This is a genomic window from Amycolatopsis pittospori, assembly GCF_013870525.1.
Lineage (GTDB): Bacteria > Actinomycetota > Actinomycetes > Mycobacteriales > Pseudonocardiaceae > Amycolatopsis > Amycolatopsis pittospori.
In genome coordinates this window covers 12390-32377 of sequence record NZ_JACBXD010000047.1, presented here as the reverse complement: position 1 = coordinate 32377, position 19988 = coordinate 12390, and the positions used below count along the sequence as shown (strand labels likewise).

16 protein-coding genes are annotated in these 19988 nt (G+C 69.4%); 5 read left to right on the top strand and 11 right to left on the bottom strand.

The window, feature by feature from the left end; translation table 11 throughout:
* Positions 1–114: 114 nt before the first annotated feature.
* Positions 115–1347, bottom strand: coding sequence for a glycosyltransferase family 4 protein (locus tag H5J31_RS24585; protein ID WP_181775018.1), 1233 nt, complete (start codon positions 1345–1347; stop codon positions 115–117).
* A 163-nt stretch (positions 1348–1510) separates the two neighbouring features.
* Here H5J31_RS24585 and H5J31_RS24580 point away from each other — a divergent pair, with 163 nt between their 5' ends.
* Positions 1511–2206, top strand: coding sequence for a class I SAM-dependent methyltransferase (locus tag H5J31_RS24580; RefSeq protein ID WP_181775002.1), 696 nt, complete (start codon positions 1511–1513; stop codon positions 2204–2206).
* Position 2207: 1 nt separating this feature from the next.
* Here the strand turns inward: H5J31_RS24580 and H5J31_RS24575 are convergent, their stop codons facing one another.
* On the bottom strand, positions 2208–3278 hold the full coding sequence (locus tag H5J31_RS24575; protein ID WP_181775001.1) for a DUF3068 domain-containing protein: 1071 nt from the start codon (positions 3276–3278) through the stop codon (positions 2208–2210).
* Between the two features lie 238 nt (positions 3279–3516).
* Between H5J31_RS24575 and H5J31_RS24570 the strand changes: the two genes are divergently transcribed.
* Complete coding sequence (locus tag H5J31_RS24570) at positions 3517–3900, top strand: hypothetical protein (protein ID WP_181775000.1); 384 nt, start codon at positions 3517–3519, stop codon at positions 3898–3900.
* Between the two features lie 14 nt (positions 3901–3914).
* Here the strand turns inward: H5J31_RS24570 and H5J31_RS24565 are convergent, their stop codons facing one another.
* The 4 genes from H5J31_RS24565 to H5J31_RS24550 all read right to left on the bottom strand — a co-directional run bounded on the left by H5J31_RS24565 (position 3915) and on the right by H5J31_RS24550 (position 7733).
* Complete coding sequence (locus H5J31_RS24565) at positions 3915–5093, bottom strand: PucR family transcriptional regulator (protein ID WP_181774999.1); 1179 nt, start codon at positions 5091–5093, stop codon at positions 3915–3917.
* Between the two features lie 270 nt (positions 5094–5363).
* Positions 5364–6053, bottom strand: coding sequence for a sigma-70 family RNA polymerase sigma factor (locus tag H5J31_RS24560; RefSeq protein ID WP_181774998.1), 690 nt, complete (start codon positions 6051–6053; stop codon positions 5364–5366).
* 143 nt (positions 6054–6196) lie between these two features.
* Positions 6197–6694, bottom strand: coding sequence for a hypothetical protein (locus H5J31_RS24555; protein WP_181774997.1), 498 nt, complete (start codon positions 6692–6694; stop codon positions 6197–6199).
* A 166-nt stretch (positions 6695–6860) separates the two neighbouring features.
* Positions 6861–7733 (bottom strand): alpha/beta fold hydrolase, encoded by an 873-nt coding sequence (locus tag H5J31_RS24550; RefSeq protein ID WP_181774996.1) that lies wholly within the window; start codon positions 7731–7733, stop codon positions 6861–6863.
* A 135-nt stretch (positions 7734–7868) separates the two neighbouring features.
* Between H5J31_RS24550 and H5J31_RS24545 the strand changes: the two genes are divergently transcribed.
* Positions 7869–10988: a BTAD domain-containing putative transcriptional regulator gene (locus H5J31_RS24545; protein ID WP_181774995.1), complete on the top strand. Its 3120-nt coding sequence runs from the start codon at positions 7869–7871 to the stop codon at positions 10986–10988.
* A gap of 1 nt (position 10989) precedes the next feature.
* Here the strand turns inward: H5J31_RS24545 and H5J31_RS24540 are convergent, their stop codons facing one another.
* The 3 genes from H5J31_RS24540 to H5J31_RS24530 are packed head-to-tail and all read right to left on the bottom strand — an operon-like array spanning position 10990 to position 15441.
* Positions 10990–11286 carry a hypothetical protein gene (locus tag H5J31_RS24540; protein ID WP_181774994.1) on the bottom strand — a complete coding sequence of 99 codons (297 nt, stop codon included), beginning with the start codon at positions 11284–11286 and terminating at the stop codon, positions 10990–10992.
* Complete coding sequence (locus tag H5J31_RS24535) at positions 11283–14678, bottom strand: TM0106 family RecB-like putative nuclease (protein WP_181774993.1); 3396 nt, start codon at positions 14676–14678, stop codon at positions 11283–11285. The genes H5J31_RS24540 and H5J31_RS24535 overlap by 4 nt, the downstream gene beginning before the upstream one ends.
* Positions 14679–14730: 52 nt before the next feature.
* Positions 14731–15441, bottom strand: a complete 711-nt coding sequence (locus tag H5J31_RS24530; protein WP_181774992.1) for a GntR family transcriptional regulator — start codon at positions 15439–15441, stop codon at positions 14731–14733.
* Between the two features lie 132 nt (positions 15442–15573).
* Here H5J31_RS24530 and H5J31_RS24525 point away from each other — a divergent pair, with 132 nt between their 5' ends.
* Together H5J31_RS24525 and H5J31_RS24520 are read left to right on the top strand one after the other, a co-directional pair.
* Positions 15574–16503 carry a glycoside hydrolase family 16 protein gene (locus tag H5J31_RS24525; RefSeq protein WP_236005362.1) on the top strand — a complete coding sequence of 310 codons (930 nt, stop codon included), beginning with the start codon at positions 15574–15576 and terminating at the stop codon, positions 16501–16503.
* A gap of 70 nt (positions 16504–16573) precedes the next feature.
* Positions 16574–17446 (top strand): sigma-70 family RNA polymerase sigma factor, encoded by an 873-nt coding sequence (locus tag H5J31_RS24520; protein ID WP_181774991.1) that lies wholly within the window; start codon positions 16574–16576, stop codon positions 17444–17446.
* 352 nt (positions 17447–17798) lie between these two features.
* Here H5J31_RS24520 and H5J31_RS24515 read toward each other — a convergent pair whose 3' ends face one another.
* Positions 17799–18614, bottom strand: coding sequence for a serine hydrolase (locus H5J31_RS24515; RefSeq protein WP_181774990.1), 816 nt, complete (start codon positions 18612–18614; stop codon positions 17799–17801).
* A gap of 100 nt (positions 18615–18714) precedes the next feature.
* Entirely contained in the window at positions 18715–19977 is a 1263-nt protein-coding gene (locus tag H5J31_RS24510; RefSeq protein WP_181774989.1) for a class I SAM-dependent methyltransferase, read from the bottom strand.
* Positions 19978–19988: the final 11 nt, after the last annotated feature.

Here is a 19988-nt window from a genome sequence, read left to right as displayed (position 1 = left end):
ACCCGCCTGCTCGCGAGCAGGCTCGGTTCGACCTACCTGGTTTCCAACCTCGGCGTCGTTTCCGCGGCGGACGCGGTCACCTCGATCGCGTTCTACCCGGCCGCCAGCGGACGCTCAGGAGTGGCGTTCGGCGCGGCGACCGTCGAGGGTACGAGCACCGTCACCGTGCGCGCACGCCGCAAGGACTTCGACGACGCCGCCACGGCCGCGCTGGCGGACGGGATCGTCGAAGCCTTGCGGCGTCAGGGTCCTGGGGTGGGGGATGGCCACCCCGGCCACGTCGCGCACGAGTGATTCGAAGCGGTTCACGCTGTGTTCCCAGTCGAACAGGCCCGCCCAGGTGACGCCGGCCTGGCCCATCTCGCTCCGGCGCACCCGGTCGGAGAGCAGGCCGTCCACCTTCGCGGTGAAGTCGTCGAAGTCGTCGGCCAGCAGGCCGGTCTTGCCCTCCACGATGGATTCCGCCACTCCGCCCGCGGCCCGGTAGGCCACCGACGGCACGCCGTGCGCGGCGGCCTCCATGATGACGATGCCCCAGCCCTCCTTGACCGACGGGCACAGGTGCAGCCAGGACCGTTCCAGGATCTCGTGTTTCTCACTCTCGTCGAGCCAGCCGTGCAGCCGCACGCGGTCCTCGACGCCGCGGTCGCGGGCGTGCTTGCGCAGGACCTCTTCCCACGGCCCCTGCCCGACCACCTCCAGTCGCAGCGTCGGCCAGCGCCGCGCCAGCTTCGCGACGACGTCGATCGCGTGCTCGATCCGCTTGTGCGGCACCAGCCTGCTGACCGCGACGAGGGTCGGTTCCGTCTCCCGGACGGCCTTGCCGCGCGGGGGAACGTCCAAACCGTTGGGTACCACGGTGATCCGCGACCCCTCGATGCCGAGGCCGGCGAGTTCGCCCTTCGTGATCTCGGAGACCGTGACGTAGCGGCAATGCCGGAACAGCCATGGCGCCAGCCGGGACTCGATCCACCAGCCGATCCGGCCCAGCGTCTCGCCGAGCGCGCTGATCCACTGTTCCTTGTGGACATGGTGCACCAGCACGAGAACCGGGCAGCCGGCCACCAGGCGGGCGAAGAACGGCATCCCGTTCTGGACGTCGACCACCAGGTCGGCGTGCGCGTTCCGGATCGCCCGCAACGCGTGCGGGTACACGCCGAACTTGTTGCCGCGGCGGCGATAGCGGACGCCGTCGCGCCATTCGCCCGCGTTCGCGCCGGGATAGGCGGCGCACTGGATTTCCACCCGGTAACCCGCCTTGGCGAGTCCCTCGGCCATCCGCTCGACGTAGCGTTCCGAACCGCCACCTTCGGGATGGCCGGTGTCGCGCCAGTTGACGAGCAGCACACGTGGCCGTTCCATCGTGGTTCTCCCAACCTGTTAGCGACAATGCTAGGTTACCGGTGCGTACACGGTAGATGAATCATTCCCCGAAAGCGATGGTTCGATGGTCGGTAATCGTTCAGTGACACTCTCGACACCGCCTCATCGCGCCACGGTGCGCAGGTCGGTGACGTTGTTCCGGACTTTTCTCACCGAGCAGACCGATCCGGACGGTTTCTACTCGATTCTCGCCGACGACTCGGTCCGGCAATTGGCCGGGCACACTCCGTTGAACGGCCGAACCATCGTCGATGTCGGCGGCGGGCCAGGCTATTTCTCGGACGCGTTCCGTGCGGCCGGAGCCACTTATCTCGGCATAGATCCCGACGTCGGAGAGCTGACGGCGCGCGGCGAGGCCGGTGAGAACATGGTCCGCGGCAGCGGCACGGAACTGCCGGTGCGCACCGGATCCGTGGACATCTGCTATTCGTCGAACGTCCTCGAACACGTTTCCGAACCCGAGGTGATGCTCGACGAGATGTGCCGGGTGACGAAACCCGGCGGGACGATATTCGCCTCGTTCACCCCGTGGTATTCGCCGTGGGGCGGTCACGAGACCGCGCCTTGGCATTTCTTCGGCGGTTCCTATGCCCGGCGGCGTTACCTCGAAAGGACGGGGAAGGAGCCGAAGAACAAATTCGGCGAGAGCCTTTTCGCCTTCTCGGTCGGCGCGGCCCTCCGGTGGGGGAAGGCCACGCCGCTCGCCGATCTCCAGGAGGCGTATCCGCGTTATCACCCCTCCTGGGCCCAGTGGATCGTCCATGTGCCCGGCGTCCGGGAAATCGCGTCCTGGAACCTCGTGATGGTGCTGCGGAAGCGCTGAGTCAGAAGGCCACGCGGCGACGGCTGTGCGGCTTCTCGGACGGCGGCGTCGGCTCGGGGCGCCGCTTCACCAGCAGGAAGACGCCGAGCGCGAGGAACGCCGCGCCGCCGATCCCGAGCACGATCGGCCCGGTGCTGCCGATGAAGTCCAGCTTGCCCTTGTTCTCGTCGACCTGCTTGACCATCGCGTCGATGGTCGCGTCGGTGAAGGTCAGTTTGCCGTCGAAGACCACCGTCGGCGTGGGATTCGCCGCCGAACGCAGTTCCTGGTGCGACTGCTGCTCCTGCTTGACCTGGATCCCGGTCACCGGCTCGATCCAGCTGGTGACGGTGCCCCGGTAGAACTGCCCCGCCTCGACGGAAGCCCCGGTTACGCCGATGAGCGAACCCGGCACCTTCTTCGTCGCGATCTTCGTGTCGAGGACCTCCTGGACGAACTTGTAGACCTCGACGCCCTTGATCTCTTCGACGCCCTGGAACCGGGCCTGGACCGGGCGACCGGTGTTGTCGTCGTAGACCTGGTAGTCCTTCTGTTCGGTGCCGAAGGGGAACTTGAAGTTCAGGCCGGGCTGCGCCTTGTTCTCCTGGATCTCCTTGGGCTTCTCGTTCTCCTTCTCGGCCTTGTCTTCGAGTTTGGTGACGAAGCTGCTGTTGGTCGAGCACTTCGCCTCCTGGTCGCCGCCCGGCGGCACGTAGCCTTCGGCCGTGCGGCGGTCGAAGCAGACCTGCCGTTTGCTCGCGCTGACCACGGTGTCGTCACGGGTGTCGACGACCGAGACGGCCAGCAGCCAGACGGCGACGTCCGTGCCCTCCCGCATCTCCGGCGGCGCGAAGTTCGCCACCACGTGGGCGGTCGCCTTCAGCTTGGCGTTGTCGCGGATCTCCGTGACCGTCGCGCCGTTCTCGGTCTTCACCGCGAGAACCTTGGACGCGGTGCCCTCGAGGATCGACGTCGAGTCCTGGTTGAGTGGCACTTTGGCGAGTTCGGGTTTCACGTAGGTGGGCAGCAACACCGCGCCGGCGATGGCGAACACTCCCAGTGCCAAGAAGATCAGGCTCAACGCACGTCGCAACGGTCCTCCTGGTGAAACATGAAACATCGACATTACCCATCGGTAATCAGTCGCCAGATACTGTCCCGCGGACCAGGCAGCGTCAAAGGTGTGACCGACGGTCACAGGAACCTCGTGCGACTGGAAGGCGGTACGGATGCCGCCATTCGGGGCAGGCAGCCAAACATGTTTGTTCCCGGGAACAACGGGGGTGGCACGACCATCGGACGACGCAGGAGGGGGAACGGAAAGGAATTCTGTGCCGCAGGACCCGATCGATCCCCGCGCGCTGGACATCGGCGCGTACTCGGACTCCATCACCGACGTCGAACTCCGGGACGCGGTCGCCGACGTCGCCGCGCTGCTTTCGTTGCACGGCAACGTGATTCGCGACCTGGACGCCAGGAGATCACGGTGGCGTCCCGGGCGGCGGTCCCCGCATCCGGACATCGTCCTGTCGGCGGCCGGACGGCGTCCACAGTGGACGCGTTCGGCGAATCCCGAAGTGACCCTTCCGGTCGGCACGACGACGCGCGGCCGCACGCTGGCGGTCCGGCTCACCGCGCGGCCCGGCCTCGGGCACACGCTGCTGGACCTCGCGAGGATCATCGACGCCGACATGGCACCGGAGCGGCACCCCTGAACCGATGACGCGGTTCAGCCCGCGTCGTCGGCCAGCCGGACGGCCTCCAGCGCGACGTAGAGTTCCCCGACGTCGACCGGGTCGGACAGGTCGCGCCGGGTGAGTTCCTGCACCCGCCGCAACCGGTACCGGACGGTGTTCGGATGCACGATCAGCCGGTCGGCGGCCTCCTTCGCCGAGCCGTGCCCGGCGAACCACGCGATCAGCGTGTCGAGCAGGACCTGGCGTTCGGCCTGGGGCAGGACCAGGATCCCGGTGAGCACCGAGCGCACGACGTCCCGGGACATCGCGGGCGCGCTCGCGACCAGGGTGGTGACGGGAGAGTCGCCGAACACGGCCACTCCGGCGGCACCGGTGGCGAGTGAACGACGGGCGATCCGGGCCCGGTGCACGGCGTCCGGGACCTCGAGGAATCCGTTGAACGGCCTGCTCATCCCCACCGCGAGCGGCAGGGTGCCCAGGACGTCGCGCAGCCGGCGGACGTCTTCGACCCGGTCGATCACGACCAGCCCGATCTCGGCGCCCGGCCGCCAGGCCGACTTCCAGCGCCGCGCCCGCAGCAGGGCCTCGACGCCGGGACGTTCCTTCGGCGCGAGGGCTTCGGTGACGACGGCGACGAACGTGCCCGCCGCGGGGAGGTCGAGTTCCTTGGCCGCGTTCTCGAGTTCGGTCTGGGTGGAGAACCGGCCCTGGAGCAGGCCGTCCAGCAGGGCCAGCTTCTCGTGGGTGAGCTCGGCGGCGACCTCGCTGTACGCGGTGGTCAGCGCGTCGGAGTAGAGGTCGATCGTCCTCCAGACGTTGGAATTGATCTCGACCGTGCGCGCGGGGTTGATGAAGCCGGGGCCCGCCAGTTCCAGCAGGCGTTCGTAGACGAAGATCCCGCCGATCCGGAACGCGCGGAGCACGGACGGTAACGGGACACCCTGCCGGGCCTGGGCCAGACCGGTCTTGCGGGCCGCGTCGAGGGGGAGTCCCCGGCCTTCGACCAGCGCCGTCAGCGCGCGTTCGAGATTCGCCCGGCAGACCTGGCGGAGTTCGTCCGGCGCGGTGCTGTCCACCTGGTGGTAGAACTCGTCCTCGTTGCTCAGCAGCTGTGCCAAGCGATCGCTGAACTCGGGTAGCCGGGTGAGCATCGCCTGCATGAGCTCGCGCTGCTCCCTGGGTACCGGAGTAGCGAGAGCTTCAGTGCCCATCCGTCAACTCTAACCCGACGGAGTGGCCGCTTTTTATCACGATGCGACGAAAGGCCGGTTTCAGGTGCTGAGCGTGGTTGACAACCGGCGCGGGATTCGGCTCCGGCCGCACCTGGCCGGCCTCGGCGAGTGATCCCGCGAGCTTGTGTTGCGAAAGTCACTTTCGCAACGTTCAAGGTTGCGAAAGTGGCTTTCGCAACCTTCACGGGGGTCTTACCCCGATGGCCACCGGCTCCCGGGCAGGGAATCCAGGGTCCGAAGTGGACGGTGCTATACCGGGACGAGCTCCGGTACGGCGACTTCCCCGATGTCCGGGACGTCGGCCGCGTAACGGGCATTCCGCTCGGTGAGCAGTACGCGAAGCCGGGCCAGCGCCCGGAACTGGGCCGCGCGGACCGCGCCGGCGCTGGGCAGGCCGAGCCGTTCGGCCGTCTCCTCCGCCGAAAGGCCGAACACGAAACGGAGTGCGAGCACCTGCCGGTGCGGCATCGGCAGTCTGGCCAGCAGCACCCCGGCCTGCATCCGGTGCTCCAGTCGTTCGATCTCGTCCGGGGAGCGGCGGATCCAGAGCGTCAGACCGTCGGCGACCTCCGGGACGGAGGCGACGGGTTCGCGCGAACGGCGCCGGTAGAGATCGGCGATCTTGTGTCCGGCGATCCCGAAGACGAACGCGAGGAACCGGTCCGGGCGGTACCGGTAGCGCGGCAACGCGATCAGGACCGCCTGCAGGACTTCCTGCGCGCAGTCCTGGGCGTCGCAGGCGCCCGATTCGGTGCGTCCGATCCTGCTGGCGCAGTAACGGAACACGTGTGGTGAAAGGAAACGGGCCAGCTCCCGGACCGCGACCGGATCACCGGCGACGGCCGCGCGGACCAGTCTGCTGTCCGGGTTGGGCAAGCTCCCGGCCGTGGCGGCGGCACGGGAGTCCGCGGGAACCGTCGATGGCGCTACCTCGTCCAAGTCGCACTCCTGGTTCGTGAGAAATGGCCGCGAGTGTGCGCCCGTCATCGGGGACTTGGACTTCGTGCGCGGTGGTTCAGCCTGCCGTGCCGCGCAAGGGATGTCCACCTGTTCGACGGGAAGTCATCCGAACCGCGCAATGTCTACTGTGGACGGCCGGGCATCGACCCCTTCAAACAGGAGAGGACCGGGGGATAGGCGGTGGTGTCGGTGCTGAGCAGATCCGAGGTCCAGACGAGGCAATGCGCGAGTACCCGGATCCGCTGGGTCAGGTCGCCGTTTTCGCAGGCCTCGCCGATCTGGTCGGCGCAGGCGTCCCGGTCGTCGCGGACGCTGGCCGCGATCGCCCGCGCGATCGCCCGCACCGCCGGATCGAGCCGGTCGGGCTGGACGGCCATTCCCGCGGGATCCCGCAGCCGCAACGTGAAGGGTTCACGAATCCGCAGCGAACGACGGCGATCCTTGGCGGCCAAGGAGAAGGTGTCGACCAGCCGTCCGACGACGTCGTCGAGTGCCGGTCCGTGCCGGGTGGATGAGGCGGTGGAGACCAGTGCGGTGGCGAGCCGGTCGGCTTCTCCCGCTCTGGTCAGGGAAAGCAGATCGCGGGCGACGGTGTGCGCGCGTCTGGGACTGGATTTCATGTCGGGGCCCCTCGTAGGTCGTGCCGACAACCGATACCCCGCTGCGAAAAGGCTAAACGTGAACCGCTGTCAGGTTGGAGCGGGTGGGGGTACGGGTTGTGCCGTTCGGTCCAAACCGCTGCTCGGCGCTGTTTCCCTAACGAGGGGAGGGGCCCCGACGATTCGGCTACTGACGCGTCAACAAGTTCCGAAGTGCCTTCACCACATCGGAAGGCGCCTCTTCGGCCAGGAAATGCCCCGCCGTGACGGTCCGATGGTCCAGGTCCGTCGCCCACGCCCGCCAGAGCGCGACGGCGTCGTAGCCGAGTGCCGCGCCCCAGTCCTGCTGGAGCACGGTGAGCGGCATAGCGAGCCGGTTACCGGCTTCGCGGTCTGCCTTGTCGTGTTCGACGTCGATACCGGCGGACGCGCGGTAGTCGGCGACGATCGACGTCACCGCGTTCCGCGACGCCTCCAGATAGGCGGCCCGGACGTCGGCGGGGATCGCGTCCCCCCGCTGGGTCCACGCGTCGAGGAAGTGACCGAAGAACGCGTCGGGAGCGGCGCCGATCAGCTGTTCCGGCAACCCGGGCGGCTGCGCCATGAGATAGAGGTGGAAGGCCACCGCAGCGGTGGCACCGTGCAGCACGTCCCACATGTCCAGCGTCGGCAGCACGTCGAGAATCGCCAGATGACTGACGACGCCGGGGTGGTCGAGCCCGGCCCGCAGCGCGACCAGCGCGCCCCGGTCGTGCCCGGCGAGGGCGAACCGGTCGTGGCCGAACGCCTTCGCGACGGCGACGACGTCGGCCGCCATCGAACGCTTGGAGTAGGTCTCGCCGGTGTCCTCCGGCTTGTCGCTTTCGCCGTATCCGCGCAGGTCAGGGCAGATGACGGTATGGTCGGCCGCCAGATCCGCGGCCACGTGCCGCCACATGAGATGCGTCTCGGGGAAGCCGTGGAGCAGCACGATCGGGCTGCCTGACCCGCCGACGGCGACGTTGAGCGCCACGCCGTCCGCCGCGGGGACGCGCTGGTAGTCGAATCCGGTGATGCGCATGGGAGCCTTCCTGTCGTCCGCGGTCACCGCTCGGCGCCGCTCCACCAGCGTCGCGGCCCCGAATCAGCGCCCGGTCAGCGCCGGCCGAGCGGGCCGGGCACGATGATCGCTGTCAGGTGGTTCAGGGAGGTGGCGATGCGGTTCGGGGTGCTCGGTCCGCTCGTGGCCGGGAACGCGCGCGGCGAGGTCGGGCTCAAGGGTCCGCGGCACCGCGCGGTGCTGGCCAGGCTGCTGATCGCCCGCGGCCGGGTCGTACCGGTGGAACGCCTGGTCGACGACCTGTGGGAGAGCCCGCCCGAGGGAGCCGTCGGCGCCGTCCAGACCTTCGTCGGCGCCTTGCGCCGGGCGCTGGAGCCGGACCGCGCGCCCCGCGAACCCGCGCGGTTGCTCGTCACTGTCGCCCGCGGCTACGCCCTGCGCGCGGAATCCGTCGACGCCTGGGAGTTCGAGGACGCCGTCGCGGGCTGCCGTGATCTGCTCGCCGCCCACCGGCCGGACGCCGCACTGTCGCAAGTGGACGAAGCGCTCGCCTTGTGGCGCGGGCCCGCGTACGCCGAGTTCGCCGACGAGGGCTGGGCACACGGCGAGGTCTCCCGACTGACCGAACTCCGTTCGCTCGCGCGGGAACTCCGCGCCGAAGCCCTGCTGGCCCTGGGGCGGGCGGCCGAGGCGGTGCCCGACCTGGAACCGCGGGTGCGTGAGCATCCGTTGCGAGAGAACGGTTCTCGGCTGCTGGCACTAGCGCTCTACCGCTCCGGCCGTCAGGGTGACGCGCTGACCGTGCTCAGAACCGCGCGGCAGGCGCTCGCCGACGAACTCGGCATCGACCCGGGTGCGGCCCTGCGCGAACTGGAAGCCGACATCCTGGCGCAGTCACCACGACTTGAGCCGGCCGCGCCGAAACCGGCCGAGCGGCCGCTGATCGGCCGCGACGCCGAACTGGTCACCCTGGCGGAAGCCGCGACCCGCACCCGGCTGGTACTGATCTCGGGCGACGCCGGGGTGGGGAAGACCGCGCTCGCCGAGGCGTTCACCGCTCGTCTCGCCGCGCAGGGCTGGACCACGGCCTGGGGGAGCAATCCCGACGACGAGGGGCTCCCGCCCGCCTGGGCTTGGAACCGGATCCTGACCACGCTCGCGGCCGCGGGACACGGCCCCGCGCCGACGGCGGACCCGTCCGGTGGAGATCCCGTGACCGCGCGCTGGCGATGGCACCGGGCGGTCACGTCCTATCTGACCGGCGCCGCACCGCTCCTGCTGGTCTTGGACGATCTGCAGTGGGCGGGTGAGCAGACCCTGGCGTTGCTGACGGCGGTGCTCGCCGAACCGGACGGCGGACCGGTGCTGATCGTCGCGACCTACCGCGGTGCGGATGTTCCCGCGCCGTTGGCCGGTTTCCTCGGCCGGGCCGCGCGCGGCGAACCGGTGCGGATCTACCTCGGGGGCCTGCCCGAGGCCGACGTCGCGGACCTGGTCCGCGCCACGACCGGTGAGGACGTCGACCCGGGAACCGCCGCCGTGATCCATCGGCGCAGCGGCGGGAACGCCTTCTTCGTCCGCGAACTCGCCCGCCTGCTGGCCACCGAGGGAGCCGCCGCGCTGGACTCGGTCCCGCCGGGCGTCCGCGACGTCGTCCGGCACCGGGTCCATGGCCTGCCGGACGCCGCCCGGAACGTGGTGCGGCGGGCGTCGGTGATCGGCACCGACGTCGAGCTGGACCTGCTGGAAGCGCTCGTCGGCGAGACCGCGCTCGACGCGGCCGAAACCGCTGTCCGGCAAGGATTCCTGACCGAACTCGCACCGCGCCGGTTCCGGTTCTCGCACGCGCTCGTACGGGACACGCTCTACCACGACCTTTCCCGGTCCCGGCGCGCCCGCGAACACGGCGCGATCGCCGAGGCGCTGGAAAGCCTGCGTCCGCGGGACATCGACGCGCTGGCCCATCATTTCGTGCTGTCCGAGTCGCACGCCGATCGCGCCGCCCACTACGCGCGCGCCGCCGCGGAACGGGCCGAAAGCCGTTTCGCCTCAAGCGAAGCGGCCCGTCTTTGGGACGCCGCGCTCGTCGCTTACGACCGCTCCGGAGAGGTCGACGTCGAGGAGCGGCTGGAGCTGATCATGGGCAAGGCGCGCGCCTCGGCCGTGTCAGGCGGTCTCGGCGAGGCCCGGCGGCACCGGGCCGAAGCGCTGGAACTGGCCGAAAAGCTGGACGATCCAGCCTTGACCGCGCGGGTGATCGGCGCCTTCGACGTCCCCGCGATCTGGACAGAGAGCGACGACCCCGCCCTGGCCACGCGGATCGCGGACACCGTCGAACGCGCACTCGCCGCGCTCCCCGCGGATCGGGAGGCCGACCGGTGCCGATTGCTGGCCACCCTCGCGGTCGAACTGCGGAACGCGGGTGGGCGGCGCGCCGGAGAAGCGGCGCGGGATGCCGAAGTGCTCGCACGCCGTCTCGGCGATCCGGCTTTGCTGGCGTTCGCGCTCAACGCCCGGTTCCTGCAGTCCTTCGACACGGCGGGCCTCGCGCCGCGGCGGGCCGAGATCGGCGCGGAACTGGTCGAGCTGGCCGCACGCCACCGGCTGGTGACGTTCGAGGTACTCGGGCATCTGATCCTCGTGCAGGCCAGGAGCGCGCTCGCCGACTTCGACGTGGCGGACCGGCACGCCACCGCGGCGGACGAACTCGGCGACGAGTACGGCACCCCGCTCGTCGCGGTCTTCACTCGCTGGTATCGCGCGATGCGCGCCGCGATGACCGGCTCCGGCGGGGAAGCCGCCTATCGGGCGGCGGCGGTCGGACTGGCGGGGACCGCGATGTCCGGAGTGGACAACGGGATCCTCGCCCTCGCCCTGTTCTGCGACCGGATCCAGCGGGGTTTGGCGCCCGAAACGAGCGAAAAGAGTTACGGCGCCTACGAAAACTGGTGCCGCCCGGTGCTCCCGATCCCGGACTCGCCCCACGACCTGCTGTACGAGGCCCGGACCTGCCTGCACGCGGGCGTCGCGATCGAACGCGGCGACCGCGTGACGATGGAGCGGCTCTACGCCGAACTCCTCCCCGCGGCCGGGGAAATCGCCGGTGCCGGAAGCGGGATGCTCACCCTCCGACCGGTCGCGCACCACCTCGGCGACCTGGCCACCGCTCTCGGCCGTCCCGACGAGGCCGCCGGACACTACCGGCGGGCCCACGCCATCGCCGTCAAGGCCGGCTCGCCGCACTGGGCGACCGCGGCCCTGAAGGCACTCGGCTGACTCACTGCTCCCGCATGGCGCGACGGATCTCGGCGAGCTTGTCCTTCGCGGCCTTGTCGCGGTCGGCGATCTTCTTGTCCAGGGAGGCCACATCCTCCTTGCCGCCGATCCCGGCGAGTTCGGTCGAGCCCAGCGACGTCGTGTACCGCTGCTCGATCCGATCACGCACGTGGTCGAACGAAGGCACGCCGGACTCGCTGTAGTCCGCTTCCGGGATCTCGACCGGTGACGCCGGGCTCTCTTCGACGATCTCGGCGTCGATCACTTCCGGTTTCTTCTCCGGAACGTTGTCACTCATCGTCCACTCCGTCCTTCGTGCCAGGGCACGGCTTCGGTCATCAACCCGAGCATGCCCGAAACCAGGCGCATCTGGTCGACCGTGCGGATGTCGGCCTCCACCAGCCGCGGCGAGCAGACCACGATGGCCAGGGCCTGTGCCCGCGAGAGCGCCACGTTCAGGCGGTTGCGGGAGAGCAGGAAGTCCAGCCCGCGCGGCAGATCCACCGCCGACGACGACGTCATCGTGGTGATCACGACCGGCGCCTCCTGGCCCTGGAAGCGGTCGACCGTGCCCACCCGGACGCCCGGGTATCCGGCCTGGTCCAGGGCGCGCGCCACGACCCGGGCCTGCAGGTTGTACGGCGCCACGACCAGGATGTCCTCGTCGCCGATCGGCCGGGGATCGCTGTGGTCGGTCCAGGCGCGGCCATGGAGATCGGCCACGATGGTGGTGACGGCTTCGGCTTCTTCGACGGAGCGGGTCGTGTTGCCGTGATGGTCGACCTCGGCCAGGTACAGACCGGCCTCGACGCCGTCGATCGCGCGCTCGGCCGCCGACGGATGCGAATGCAGGCGCCCGGCGTAGGACAGCCGCGACACCGGCGCGCAGACGGCCGGATGCATCCGGCGGGTCTCGTCCAGGAAGTAGCCGAGTTCGGCCGGGATGATGTCGGCCTCGCCGATCAGGTGCCCGAGCGCGGAAGCCTCGGCGCCGGCGGGATGCGTGCCCTGCACGACCTGCGGCAACTGCTGCGGATCGCCCAACAGCAGGAGGTTCTTCGCGCACATCGACACCGCGAGCGCGTCCGCGAGGGCGAACTGCCCGGCTTCGTCGATGATCAGCAGATCGAACGGCTCTTCGCGGACGGCGGCGTTGGCGAACGTCCAAGCGGTGCCGCCGACCAGATGCCCGGTGTCGTGCTCCTCGCGCCATTTCACCAGCGCGGGGTTGGTCTTCGGCTGTTCCCACGGCGCGGCCGGATCCGGGGTCCGCTTGGCCCGTTTCGCGCATGGCAGGTCCGGGGCGTTCTTCAACGCGGCCGAAAGCACGTTCTCCACGGCCTTGTGGCTGGTCGACGTCACCGCGATCGTCTTGCCCGCACGCACGAGCTTCGCGATCAACCTGCCCGCGAGATAGGTCTTGCCCGCGCCCGGCGGACCCTGGACGGCCAGCGCGGAACCGTCGAGCTTTTCGACGGCGTCGATCACCGTGTTCACCAGGTCGGCGCCCGGTTCGGGCAGGGTCTGGTCGTCACGCAACCGGGGCGTCGTACGTCGCAGCAGGTCGACACCGGGGTGTGCGGGCAGCGCCGGCAGCGCGTCGACGACGAGCCGGGCGAGATCCGCGACCGCGTCGTCCTTGGGTGAGGGACGCACCGGGCTTCCCGGCAGCACCGCGACGGGCCGGTCGGCGGTGGTCTCGTCGGGCGGGCAGCTCTCTTCGAGCGTCAGTTCGACGGCGGTGGCGGAGACGACCTTGGCGTCCCGCGCGGCGGCGCCGTAGCGCAGGCGGACGTCGTCGCCGGGGGCGAACGGATGCGGCCGATCCGGGTCACCGCGGAGCACCAGCGACCGTTTGGCCTTGCGGACGCGGCCCGACGGCGGCACCCACTCCCCGGTCTCCATGGTCACCGGGACGGTGCAGGCGTTGTCGGTCTCCAGATCGCCGAGTGGGGCGGCGAGCTGGCGGAAGTACTCCCACCACGCCGGATTCGTCTCACGGCGGTGGTAGCCGACCGACGCGGCCAGCAGCGCGCGGGCGCGATCCTCTCCGGTGAACTCGGCCGGATCGTCGGGCAGGCTGTCCAGCAGCGGATCGACCAGCGCGGCCAGCTGCGCCGCGCGTTCGGCGCGCTTCTGGGCGGCGACGTCCTCTTCGGTCTCGCGGAGCAGAGCGTCCACATCGGACTCTTCCGGCGGCTCGGCGAGCGCGATCCCTTCCTCGGCGCGGATCTTGTGCAGGAACTCGAACAACCGCAGCGTCGAGACGCAGTCGTATTCGTTGTAGTCGCTGATCCCGCGCAGCACCTCGTCCGCGCGTCCGGTCTCGCCGGAAGCGCTGAGCGTCAGGTATTCCTCGTAGGCCTCGATGCTCGACACGGCCGTCTTCACATCGCCGTCGCGGGCTTCGGGCATGTAGAGCGGTTCGAGATACTTGATGGAGTACGACCGCTGCGAAACGCGGAGTGCCTTACGCACCACGGCGTACAGATCGACCAAGCCGCCACTGCGCAGCAGGTGGTCGACGGCGTCCTCGCGCGTTCCGTGCACGGCCGCGAGCCGCTTGATCGCGGTGACCTCGTAAGGCGCGTAGTGGTAGACGTGCGAACCGGGATGCTCCGCGAGGCGTTCGGTGGCGAAGTCGACGAACGCCTCGAAAGCCCGCTTCTCCTGAGCCCGGTTGTGCGCCCAGAACGGCGTGAACACAGTGCTGTCTTCGGCCGTCACCGCGCCGAAGAGGTACTCGAGTCCCTCGCCGGCGAGGGCATACGGATCGCCTTCCATGTCGAAGAAGACGTCGCCTGCCGCGGGCGGCGGCAGCTCGGCCAGCGCGTCCGGATCGATGACCTCGTAGGCGATCTCCCCGGTGGCGTCCTGACGGACCTGGATCGCGGCCTGCGCGCGCAGCGTGGTGAACGACGTCGCCGAGATGTCGCGCGGCTTGTCCTCCGGCGCTGCGGCCGCGAGCGCGTCGATGGTGCCGAGTCCGGCGGCGACGAACTTGCGCCGCTGGTCACCGCGCATTCCCGCGACCAGTGAAAGATCACGGTCGGCCTCGCGGGCGCTCGCGCAGTGCTGGGAGTAGGAGCAGCCGCCGCAGGCCGGGCGTTCGTCGGCCCACAACGGGACCGGCAGCGTGGGTGGCCGGTTCCGCAGCCGGGCGCGGAGCCGGTCCACCAGCGGCAGGAAGTCGTCGACGCGGAACGAGCGCGTGGTGTGGTCGCCGAGCAACAGGTGCATCCGCGGTCCGGTCGGCCAGCCGCCGCGGCGCAGGGCGTCGGCGTACGCGGTCAACTGGACGACGGCTGCGGGTTTCGCGTGCCTGGCCAGCTTCGTGTCGTACACCTCGTAGCGGCCTTCGTCGTCCCGCATCAGGAAGTCGGCCCGGCCGGAGAACTCGCCGTCGTGGAAGACGGCCTGGTAGATCACGGGGGCGCCTGCGCGCAGAGCCTCTTCGGTGGCCTTCGCGGCGACGACCGGGTCGCGTTCGTCGATCTCGACGACGGCGCTCTTCTCGCCGCGAAGCTTGTCCAGGGTCGCGGCCTCGTGCGCGCGCCCGTGGGTGACCGCCAGCTGATCAGGCCCGGAGCCCGGCCGCGGCGCTCCCGGCAGCCCGGCGGACAGTGCCTGGTTCAGGATGCTGCGGTGCTCGCATTCGAGCAGGTCGGCGAGATCGGACGGGGTGTACATCGCCCGGGAGTCTGACATGGACTCCGGCGCGGGCGGCCCCGGCACGCCGGAGTCAGCCGGAGGTGTGGTCGAACTTCAGGTGCGAGGTGATCCGGTAGCGGTCGCCCCGGTAGATCGAGCGGGTGTACTCGACGACCCGGCCACCGGTGTCCCGCGTGGTGCGTTCGAACAGCAGCGCGGGGGAATGCTGTGGCACGTCGAGCAGCGCGGACTCGTCGGCGTCGGTCACGGTCGGTTCGGTGATCTGCACGGCCGTCGCCGGGACGACCTCGTACCGCGTGCGGAGCAGATCGTAGAACGAGCCGGACTCGAAGTCGGCGCGAGTGATGTCCGGCACGAGGTCGTGTGGGACGAGGAGCCGCTCGATCGCCATCGGCGCCTCTTCGACGACGCGGACGCGGGTGACGGCCACCAGCGCGCGTGCGGGGGAGACCTCCAGCCGTTTGCCGAGCCGGGCACCGGCCGGGACGGTGTGGAAGTCGACCACCCGGCTGGTCCAGAGGCCCTCCGCGGGTGGGGCGAACTGGTCGCCGCCGGTGGCGGGCAAGAGGTCCTGGGAGATCTTGCGCGGCGCGGCGAACGTGCCGCGGCCGTGTTCGCGGACGAGGAGACCGTCCCGGGCGAGTTCCTCCATCGCGGCGCGCAGCGTGGGGCGGGAAACGCCCAGTTCCGTGCTCAGCGCGCGTTCCGAGGGCAGCACTTCACCCGCCTGCCGCTGCTCGATGAGCTCGCGCAGCCTCTCTTTGGCCTCCGTGCGCCGCATACCCGAAGTTTAACCAGTTTCGCGGGAAACTGGCTGGTGGACAACTTGTCTAGACCTATTGACTTTACCACTTTGGGGCGCGACCTTGTTAAGGATTGACCACTGGTAAACCCTGCCGACAGGAGCACAGTGATGTCGAAGATGTCGAACCCACGTAAATCCCGTCACCTCGCGCTGGCCATCGCGGGCTTGTCGGTCGCCTCGGCTCTGCTCGCGCCGGGCACGGCGAGCGGGGCGGCCGCGTGCGGGCCACTGTTCGACGACTTCCACTACGCCTCCCACACCGACGGCCTCCTCTCCCAGCACGGCTGGCAGGTGCGCTCCGGTGGCGGCGGCCCCGGCGTCGGTGGCGCGCGATGGGCTCCGGAAGGCATCACGTTCCCGACCGCCGGCGGGGACAAGGTGCTGCAACTGGCATCCAGCACCGACGGCACGCCCGAGGGCACCACCCAGACCGAGATCATGCAGCCGGACCGGCGGTTCTTCGAAGGGACCTACGCGGCGCGAATCCGGTTCTCCGACGCGCCGGCGTCCGGTCCCGACGGCGACCGGATCAACCAGACCTTCTTCACGATCAGCCCGCTGCGCTACGCCAACGACCCGATCTACAGCGAACTGGACTTCTCGGAGTACCTGCCGAACGGCGGCTGGGGCGAGGCCGGACCGGTCAACTTCCAGACCAGCTGGCACACCTACACGCCCGACCCCTGGTACGCCGAGAACAAGAGCGACAGCCAGCGCCGCAGCATCGACGGCTGGCACTCGGTCGTCGCGACCGTGTCCGACGGGCACGTCCGGTACTACATCGACGGCACGCTGGTGGCCGACCACGATCGCGGCGGACCGTTCGACGTGTACCCGCGGCAGAACATGTCCCTGAACTTCAATCAGTGGTTCATCGATCTCACCCAGCACAGCGGCGGCGTGAGCACGTACGTCGAGCAGGCGGACTGGGTCTACTACGCGAAGAACCAGGTCCTGACGCCCGAAGCCGCCGTCGCGCAGGCCGCGTCGTATCGGTCTTCGGGCGTGCGGTTCACCGACGAGACCCGAGGTTGCTAGGCCCTGTCACAACCGTCGCTTCCCGCGGGTCGTTAAATGTGACCGGGGTTCTGCGGGAGCGAGGAGTGCGGTGGACGAGCGGGATCGGCTGACGGAACGGTTCGAGGAACACCGGACGCGGTTGCGCGCGGTGGCGTACCGGATGCTGGGTTCGGCCGGCGAGGCCGAAGACGCCGTCCAGGACACATGGCTGCGGCTCGACCGGACCGACGCGGCGGAGATCGAGAACCTCGGCGGCTGGCTGACCACGGTGGTGGCGCGGGTGTGCCTGAACGTGCTGCGCTCCCGCGACCACCGGCGGGAAGAGCCGCTCGACGCCGTATCCGAAGAGCCCGCCGGCTCCGAGGATCCCGCCCAGGAGGCCCTGCTGGCCGACTCCGTCGGGCTGGCGATGCTGGTGGTCCTGGAAACCCTGGCACCCGCCGAACGACTCGCGTTCGTCCTGCACGACATGTTCGCGGTCCCGTTCGACGAGATCGCCCCACTGATCGACCGCACCCCGGCCGCGGCACGGCAACTCGCGAGCCGCGCCCGCCGCCGGGTGCAAGGCCGCTCCGCCGCCGCGGAACCCGACCTCTCCCGACGCCGCCAGGTCGTCGACGCCTACCTGGCCGCCGCCCGGGGCGGCGACTTCGAAGCACTCCTCGAACTACTCCATCCCGAGGTCGTCCTCCGCGCCGACAAGGCCGCCGGCCCCTCGCGCGCACCGATCTTCCTGCAAGGCGCCGGTGTGGTGGCCCGCGGTGCGGCCGCGGCGTCCGTGCGGGCGCAGGTCACGCGACTCGCGCTGGTGAACGGCGGCATCGGTCTCGTGATGGCCGACGAGGGACGGCCTTCGGTGGTACTCGCGTTCGCTTTCGAGGACGGGAAGATCACCGAGATCGACGTCATCGCGGACCGGGAACGGTTGCAGGGGCTGGACTTGGTGATAGTGGAGGGGTGAACGCGCAGGTGGGGCTCGTGAGTGATTTGGGTCGTTAGGGCCAACCGTGTCTTAGGTACCTACGGGTCACGCGAAAGCACCGACCCGGCCCGGCTTGGTCGTGTGGTGAAGGCGGTTAGGGCCAACCGGGTTTTAGGTGCCACTGGGTGCTGGCTGCGGTGGGCAGTAGGTTCGGTCCGTGAAGGCCTCCTTCCCTAACCTGAAAGTAGGGAAGGAGGCCTTCACGGACTTATGGGTCGTCAACGTGCACCAGCAGCGCGGGTGGCCAGGGCGCCGCGCCGTAGTCGGTCAGGGGGCTCGTGAGTGGTAAGGGCGGTTAGAACGACCCAAATCACTCACGAGCCGGCGGGGGTCAGTCCCCGAAGTAGCCCTTGAACAGGATTTCGCTGATCTTGGTCGTGGTCTCCTGGCCGGTTTCGAAACCGTTCTGGATGACCTTCGTGTTGTTCATCAGGGCAAGGGTGTACCGCTCGTGCGGCCCGACGAAGCCGACCGAGTTCATGATCCAGGAACCGTCGTCGTTGTCGTCGGACCAGCCGTCCTTGTTCCCCGGCCGCGCGGCGGCGCCGGCGCCCCAGACTCCCCACTGCTGGTTGACGTCGACGGTCCGCATCTCGCGGACGATGTAGTCGCGGTGCTGCCGGGGAAGCCGGGTGAGCACGTAGTTGACCAGCCGGTCCAGGTCGTTCGCGGTGGTCAGGATCCAGCCCCAGTGGTGCGGGTGCTGGTCGGTGAACCGCATGTCGGTCATCCCGTAGGACGGGAACCGCTTCGCGAACTCGGCCTCCCCGCCGTACCGGGTCCACAACGTATGCGCGGCGGCGTCGTCGCTGGAGTTGAGCATCCGGTGCATCAGGTCCCGGTCTTCGGCGGTCAACTGGACCGCCCCGGAATCGTTGCGCAGCAACAGGTCGACGACCATGGCCAGTTTCGGAGTGGAGCAGGCCCAGATGAGGGTCCCCGCCGCCGCGCTCCGGTAGACCGCGCCGGTCCATCGATCCCGGAGGACGATCCCGGTGTCCCCGGGCCTGCTGTCGGCGTACGCCTGGGCTTTGGCGATACGCGTTCGAAGTTCCTTGTCGAAGCGGGCGGTCGCCCCGGCGGGAGCGGCGGACGTCAACGCTAGTACCGCCAGCATCGCGGTCAGGATGACGGAAAGTCTCTTCATCTGGTCCCCAGTTTCGGTGATGGTCGTTCCTGAGCTTGAAGGCGTTCAGGGGTGCTGCAGGTTGCCACGACCTGGCCGGCAGTGACGACGGTCACTCGTTCTACACGCCCCAGTCCGGCCGCAGCGGCATGCCCGAGTCCCCGTCCGGGCCGACCTTCACCCCGAGCACCTGGTGCAGTTCGATCTCCCGTCGTTCGAAGGCGAGCCGGCACGCGGCCATGTACAGCGCCCAGACCCGGCTCCGCCCGGCGCCGGCTTCGGCGACGGCCTCGTCCCAGTTCGCGTCGAGGTTGGCGCACCACGCGCCGAGGGTGGTGGCGTAGTGCTCGCGGAGGTTCTCCGAATGCCGCACTTCCAGGCCGGAGTCGTGCATCGCGGTGGCGATCTCGCCGACCGATTCCAGTTCGCCGTCGGGGAACACGTACCGGTCGATGAACCCGCGCGAACGATGCGCGACGGAGGTGTCCGGGTTGGTGATGCAGTGGTTCAACAGGCGTCCGTGCGGCTTCAGTTTCCCGGCGAGGAAACGGAAGTACGACGGCAGGTTCCGGGCGCCGATATGCTCGGTGAGCCCGATCGACGACACCGCGTCGAAATCCGTCTCCGTGACGTCGCGGTAGTCGAGGTGCCGAACTTCGGCCCGGTCCGCGAGACCCTTCGTGACGATGTCCTTCTGTGCCCACTGTGCCTGTTCGCGGGAAAGGGTGACGCCGAGCGCCTCGACGCCGTAGTGCGCGACCGCGTGCTCGACCATCCCACCCCAGCCACAGCCGACGTCCAGCAGCCGCATCCCTGGTTTGAGGTCGAGTTTCCGGCACACCAGGTCGAATTTGTGCGCCTGAGCCTCTTCGAGCGACGCGTCGGCCGACGGGTAGGCGGCGCAGGTGTAGGCCATCGACGGGCCGAGCACCAGTTCGTAGAAACGGTTCGAGACGTCGTAGTGGTTCGAGATCGCGTTGCTGTCCCGCGCCTTGGAATGCCGCAGTCCGTCGAGGCCGCGTTTGAAGCGGTTCGGCAGTTCCTCGGCGGGCGGCGCGACGCGGCGCAGATGCGTGCGGCCGAGTTTGCGCAGCAGCCACAGGCGATCCGCGGAGCTGAGCTGATCGACCTGGGCCACCAGCGCGCGCAGTGCCGAGTAGAGGTCACCGTCCACATCGAGCGCGCCGGCGACGTACGCCCGCGCGAGGCCGAGGTCTCCCGGCGACGACATCAGGTACGTCAGCGCCAGCGGCGACCGCACCTGGATCGACACCGGGGCGTCGGCCGGACCGCTCTTGCTCCCGTCATACGCCGTGATGGAAACTTCGGCGCTCGGGCCGAGCAACCGCTCGAAGATCTTCCCGACGGGCGTCGTCTCAGCCATGTTCGTCTCTC

Bases quoted from the DNA above. Each gene is read 5' to 3' on its own strand.
- H5J31_RS24565 (WP_181774999.1), bottom strand. From the start codon at position 5,093: ATGGGCACTGAAGCTCTCGCTACTCCGGTACCCAGGGAGCAGCGCGAG.
- H5J31_RS24555 (WP_181774997.1), bottom strand. From the start codon at position 6,694: ATGAAATCCAGTCCCAGACGCGCGCACACCGTCGCCCGCGATCTGCTT.
- H5J31_RS24550 (WP_181774996.1), bottom strand. From the start codon at position 7,733: ATGCGCATCACCGGATTCGACTACCAGCGCGTCCCCGCGGCGGACGGC.
- H5J31_RS24545 (WP_181774995.1), top strand. From the start codon at position 7,869: ATGCGGTTCGGGGTGCTCGGTCCGCTCGTGGCCGGGAACGCGCGCGGC.
- H5J31_RS24540 (WP_181774994.1), bottom strand. From the start codon at position 11,286: ATGAGTGACAACGTTCCGGAGAAGAAACCGGAAGTGATCGACGCCGAG.
- H5J31_RS24535 (WP_181774993.1), bottom strand. From the start codon at position 14,678: ATGTACACCCCGTCCGATCTCGCCGACCTGCTCGAATGCGAGCACCGC.
- H5J31_RS24530 (WP_181774992.1), bottom strand. From the start codon at position 15,441: ATGCGGCGCACGGAGGCCAAAGAGAGGCTGCGCGAGCTCATCGAGCAG.
- H5J31_RS24525 (WP_236005362.1), top strand. From the start codon at position 15,574: ATGTCGAAGATGTCGAACCCACGTAAATCCCGTCACCTCGCGCTGGCC.
- H5J31_RS24515 (WP_181774990.1), bottom strand. From the start codon at position 18,614: ATGAAGAGACTTTCCGTCATCCTGACCGCGATGCTGGCGGTACTAGCG.
- H5J31_RS24510 (WP_181774989.1), bottom strand. From the start codon at position 19,977: ATGGCTGAGACGACGCCCGTCGGGAAGATCTTCGAGCGGTTGCTCGGC.